6 protein-coding genes and 1 pseudogene are annotated in these 4,316 nt (G+C 64.1%); 1 reads left to right on the forward strand and 6 read right to left on the reverse strand.

The window, feature by feature from the left end; all coding sequences use genetic code 11:
* Positions 1–259: pseudogene (locus Q0L57_RS07015) on the reverse strand (KUP/HAK/KT family potassium transporter); the annotation flags it as partial.
* Between the two features lie 167 nt (positions 260–426).
* Positions 427–1,167 (reverse strand): pyridoxine 5'-phosphate synthase, encoded by a 741-nt coding sequence (locus tag Q0L57_RS07020; RefSeq protein WP_296739984.1) that lies wholly within the window; start codon positions 1,165–1,167, stop codon positions 427–429.
* Between the two features lie 210 nt (positions 1,168–1,377).
* Here Q0L57_RS07020 and Q0L57_RS07025 point away from each other — a divergent pair, with 210 nt between their 5' ends.
* Entirely contained in the window at positions 1,378–1,773 is a 396-nt protein-coding gene (locus tag Q0L57_RS07025) for an STAS/SEC14 domain-containing protein (RefSeq protein ID WP_296739987.1), read from the forward strand.
* Between the two features lie 3 nt (positions 1,774–1,776).
* Here the strand turns inward: Q0L57_RS07025 and Q0L57_RS07030 are convergent, their stop codons facing one another.
* The 4 genes from Q0L57_RS07030 to Q0L57_RS07045 all read right to left on the reverse strand — a co-directional run.
* The gene (locus tag Q0L57_RS07030; protein ID WP_296739990.1) at positions 1,777–2,904 is read right to left on the reverse strand and encodes an ATP-dependent RecD-like DNA helicase; all 1,128 of its coding nucleotides are present in this window, start codon (positions 2,902–2,904) and stop codon (positions 1,777–1,779) included.
* 144 nt (positions 2,905–3,048) lie between these two features.
* Positions 3,049–3,399: a nitrile hydratase accessory protein gene (locus tag Q0L57_RS07035; RefSeq protein WP_296739993.1), complete on the reverse strand. Its 351-nt coding sequence runs from the start codon at positions 3,397–3,399 to the stop codon at positions 3,049–3,051.
* Positions 3,386–4,045 (reverse strand): nitrile hydratase subunit beta, encoded by a 660-nt coding sequence (gene nthB, locus Q0L57_RS07040; RefSeq protein WP_296739996.1) that lies wholly within the window; start codon positions 4,043–4,045, stop codon positions 3,386–3,388. The genes Q0L57_RS07035 and nthB overlap by 14 nt, the downstream gene beginning before the upstream one ends.
* Positions 4,042–4,316: nitrile hydratase subunit alpha (locus Q0L57_RS07045; RefSeq protein WP_296739998.1), on the reverse strand; the 275-nt coding region annotated here is incomplete at its 5' end. The genes Q0L57_RS07045 and nthB, both read right to left, overlap by 4 nt.

Raw genomic sequence — 4,316 nt, forward strand, 5'->3', positions numbered from 1 at the left:
GATAGGCGCTGCGCGCCAGCGACATCAGCGACAGCGTGCCGCCTTCGCCCTTGTTATCGGCCCTCAGCACGAACGCGACATATTTGATGGTGACGATAATCGTCAGCGCCCACACGATCAGCGACAGCACGCCAAGCACGTCGTTGCGGGCGGCCGGACCCGATGACGCGTGCAAAGCCTCTCGAAAGGCATAGATAGGGCTCGTGCCGATATCGCCGTAGACGACGCCGAGCGCTCCGAGCATCAGAACCTTCGTGCTGTGACGCCGTTCCGTTCCGGCATGGCTGGACCGTTCGAGGGTTTCAGCCTCGTTGCTGGCGTTAGCTAGCACCATAGACCCCACTTCATCGTCCGCGCGATGCACCCAGACTGTCGCGACGCGCGGGGCTTGCGATTGCCGCCGGGCCTACGCAAGGCTTCCTTGCCTTACCACCCGCAGGCCTTCAGGAACCGTCCCACCGTGCCGGCCATGCCATACTCCAATGCATCGGCTGTCAACCCGTGTCCGATCGATACTTCTGCCAACGCCGGAACGCGCCTGGCGAGCGCCGGCAGGTTGGCGACGGTCAGATCGTGTCCGGCATTGACCTGAAGCCCTGCCGCAAACGCCGCATCGGCGGTTTTTCCCAATGCTTCCAGTTCCTTCGCAGCTCTTGCGGAATCGGAATGGCAGCTCCCGTAAGGACCGGTGTAGAGCTCGATCCGGTCGGCGCCGGTGTCGCGCGCCGCACTCACTCCCGCGGGATCGGCGTCCGAAAACAGCGACACGCGAATTCCACTCTTTTTCAATCGTTTGACGATCGGAGTGAGGAACGCAGCCTTCGCGGCGAAGTTCCAGCCATGGTCGGATGTTGCCTGCGTCGGATCGTCGGGCACCAGCGTCACCTGCTCCGGCTGATGCTTTTCGACGAGCACCAGGAAATCCTCCGACGGATAGCCTTCGATGTTGAACTCCGCCTTCGGAAACTCGTCGTCGATCAGCGCCCTGATCTCCGGCAGGTCGGAATGTCGCGTGTGCCGTTCGTCGGGCCGCGGATGCACGGTCAATCCATGCGCGCCGGCTGCGAGAGCTATACGGCCAATTCCGATGACGCTCGGCCATGGCAGGTCGCGGCGGTTGCGCAGCATGGCAATTGCATTGAGGTTGACCGACAGCTTTGCGGGCATGATCCAGCGTCCAGTTCGAGCGGTTCCAGGCAAAGCCCGCAGCGGCTTCCGCCTTGAACGTAGTTACGAATGCCTGAGCAGCCTGGAGGTTCTGTCACATGCCGGGCCATTCGGGCGTTGGCGCGCATCTATAGCGCCTTTGCTGGGAACAGATAGAGGGTTTCAGGTGTTCCAGAGGACGAGATCGCGGCCAACACAAGGATCTTGCCTGTGAATTTCCTCGATGCCGTACCGGCCATACGCCGCCTCAACACCAATCGCGACGCGCTTTTTGCCATCGACGTCGTTGGCGACGTTTCGCCAGCCGACGCCGAAAACCTCTTCGGCCTGCTGGATGCGGCTTATGCGTTGCATCCGAGGATCGACGTACTGGTGCGGCTGACCGACGAGGAAAGCGTGGATTGGCGCAACATTTCAAATGACACGTTGCGGCAAGGCGTTGCCGGCGCGCTGGACCATGTCGTGCGCTGCGCCGTCGTCGGCGACCCCGCCTGGGCCTCTTCCATCCGTCACCTCTTTCCGAAGACCCTGCCTTTTGAATTCAGGCACTTCGGCAGCGACGACGAAGCATCGGCATGGCAATGGCTCGGCGCCAGGCCTGTGTGACCATCAGCGGACGATCGTCAGACGTTCGGCGGCTCTGGTGATGGCGGTATAGAGCCAGCGCTGGCGGGTTTCCTTGAACGCCCAGCTCTCGTCGAACAGCACGACGTCGTCCCACTGTGAGCCCTGCGCCTTGTGGACGGTCAGCGCATAGCCATAGTCGAAATCGTCGAAGCGCTTCTTCTGCTGCCAGGGGATGTCGGCATCGGGATCCTCGAACGCCGCCTTGAGCAGCTTGATCTTGGCGACGCCGCGGTCGGGATCGTCCTCCTCCGGCGAGACCAAGAGGTTGATGCCGGGTTTCACCGTCTCGCGCGACGAGGTCATCACCTTCCACAGCGAGCCGTTGAGCAGCCCCTTGGCCGGGTCGTTGCGCAGGCAGACCAGCTTGTCGCCCGCCTGCGGGAAATCGGCGTTGAAGCCCTTGAGCTCGCGCAGACGATGATTGTAGCGCCGCCGCGTGCGGTTGGTGCCGACCAGAACCTGGTCGGCCTTGAGCACGAGATCCTGATTGACGCCTTCCCTGCCGATGACCTGCGCCGCGCCATAGTCACCATGCATGAACTCGCGGCCTTCGCGTACGTCCAGCGCCAGCCGGATGATGGGGTTGTCACGCGCCTGGCGATGGATTTCGGTGAGCAGCACGTCCGGTTCGTGTTCGGTGAAGAAGCCGCCGCCCGAGATCGGCGGCAGCTGGGCCGGGTCGCCAAGCACCAGGATCGGCGTGCCGAAACTCATCAGGTCACGGCCGAGCTGCTCGTCGACCATCGAGCATTCGTCGATGACGACGAGCTTGGCGCGCGAAATCGGGCTTTGCCGGTTGAGGGAGAACGTCGGTGACATCGATGTCTTGCCGGTCACCTCGTCCTCGACCGTTTCCTCGCCCTTCGGCCTATAGATCAGCGAATGGATGGTGCGGGCGTTGGTTGCCCCCTTGGAGCGCAGCACCTGTGCCGCCTTGCCTGTAAAGGCGGCGAACTGCACCTGCCCATCGACATGTTCGGAAAAATAGCGCGCCAGTGTCGTCTTGCCCGTGCCGGCATAGCCGAACAGGCGGAAGACCTGGGGCCGGCCGTCTTTCAGCCAGCGCCCAACCGCCTTCAAAGCCTCGTCCTGTTGGGGGGAGAATTCCATTAGTGCGACAGACCGGATTCGCAGACGAAAGACAAGATTGGCCGCCCCGCCATCGACATCTCCGGCGACGGGCTCACTGCCCAGCCCGGTCAGGCTATCAGGGGCAAAACGGAACGTAAAGGGAACAAATTCAGGGAGCGGCCCCTACCTGCCGGATTCCGGATCATTCTCCAGCAGGATCGGCTTGCCATGCGGCGTGGCATGCGCAGCGCGTTCCCAAGCGGCAGCGAGCTCGTCCACCTCGCCCTTGCCGGCGATCCCCTTTCGCGACAGCAGCTTCTCTAGCGCCGCCAGCCAGTGCTCGTAATAGTCGTGCCCGTCGCTCGCCGCGCCCGGCTGCTTCACCTCGACGGACAACGCTACGGCCCACTCGCTCCATGAAAATAGGCCCTTGCCTTGCAGCGCGACAGTCATGGCGAAGGCTTCCGCCTGCCAGGGTTCGGCGAACACCGGATCGTCGAGCACCGCCGGTAGCTTGGCCTCAGGCCGGCTCAAGGTAGCTCTCCCAGGCGTCGATCGAGACAACAAGCGTCGGATCGGCGCCCTCGCCCCAGATCTCGGCGCCCTCGAACACCACAGTGTAGACCCATTGCGGGTTTTCGCCTTTGCCATGGGCGTTGCCGTCGGGGAAGACGAAGCCGTCGCGCACCGCCTCGACGGTGCCGTTCTTGCCGCGCGCATAGCGTGGCAGGCGCGTATGGCCGGTTGGATTGAAGCTCTTCGTCCGCACGCGATCGCCCGCGCGAAAACGCGCCGGATTGCGGACCGGCCGGTCGCACGGCCCACCTTTGGCCAGCACTGCCGGCACGTCCGCCGCCTTCAGCACCCTCTTGGGAACGGCTGCCGGATCGATGGCCTTGCCGGCAGCAAGGTCGTTCTCGGTGACGAAGCCGTGGCGCTTCAAGAGCACCACGAGCGCCCTGATCCAGATCTGGTAGTAGCTCGAGCCGTAGTAGATGGCGGGATGCAGCGATTCCCGCGCGTGCCGGCTCTCGTCGATGTTCCAGGCGCCCATCGCGCCCGCGGTCAGCGTCACGCCCAGCGCGCGCTTCTCCCATTCGGCATGGAAATACGGCTCGTCCTTCTCGGGCGCCACCGGGCCGAAGCCCATCTGCCCGCCAAGATCCTGCGGCCCGTTCATGCCGGCTCCTTCGCCAGGGCGGTGCCGATCATCGCATCGCGGCTCACCAGCCCGGCAAGCTGTTCCTCGCTCCAGCCATCCGTGCCTTTCGGCCGCATCGGCACCACCAGGTAGCGGAGCTCGGCGGTGGAGTCCCACACCCGGATCTTCCTGGTCGGCGGCAGCGTCAAGCCAAACTCTTCGAGCACACCGCGCGGGTCGATCACGGCCCGCGAGCGGTAGGGCGGCGCCTTGTACCAGACCGGCGGCAGGCCGAGCACCGACCACGGAT

It is taken from the genome of Mesorhizobium sp. (assembly GCF_024509055.1).
Classification (GTDB): domain Bacteria; phylum Pseudomonadota; class Alphaproteobacteria; order Rhizobiales; family Rhizobiaceae; genus Mesorhizobium.

Excerpts from the sequence above, each read along its gene's own strand:
- Q0L57_RS07030 (WP_296739990.1), bottom strand. The coding sequence starts at position 2,904 with ATGGAATTCTCCCCCCAACAGGACGAGGCTTTGAAGGCGGTTGGGCGC.
- Q0L57_RS07020 (WP_296739984.1), bottom strand. The coding sequence starts at position 1,167 with ATGCCCGCAAAGCTGTCGGTCAACCTCAATGCAATTGCCATGCTGCGC.
- nthB (WP_296739996.1), bottom strand. The coding sequence starts at position 4,045 with ATGAACGGGCCGCAGGATCTTGGCGGGCAGATGGGCTTCGGCCCGGTG.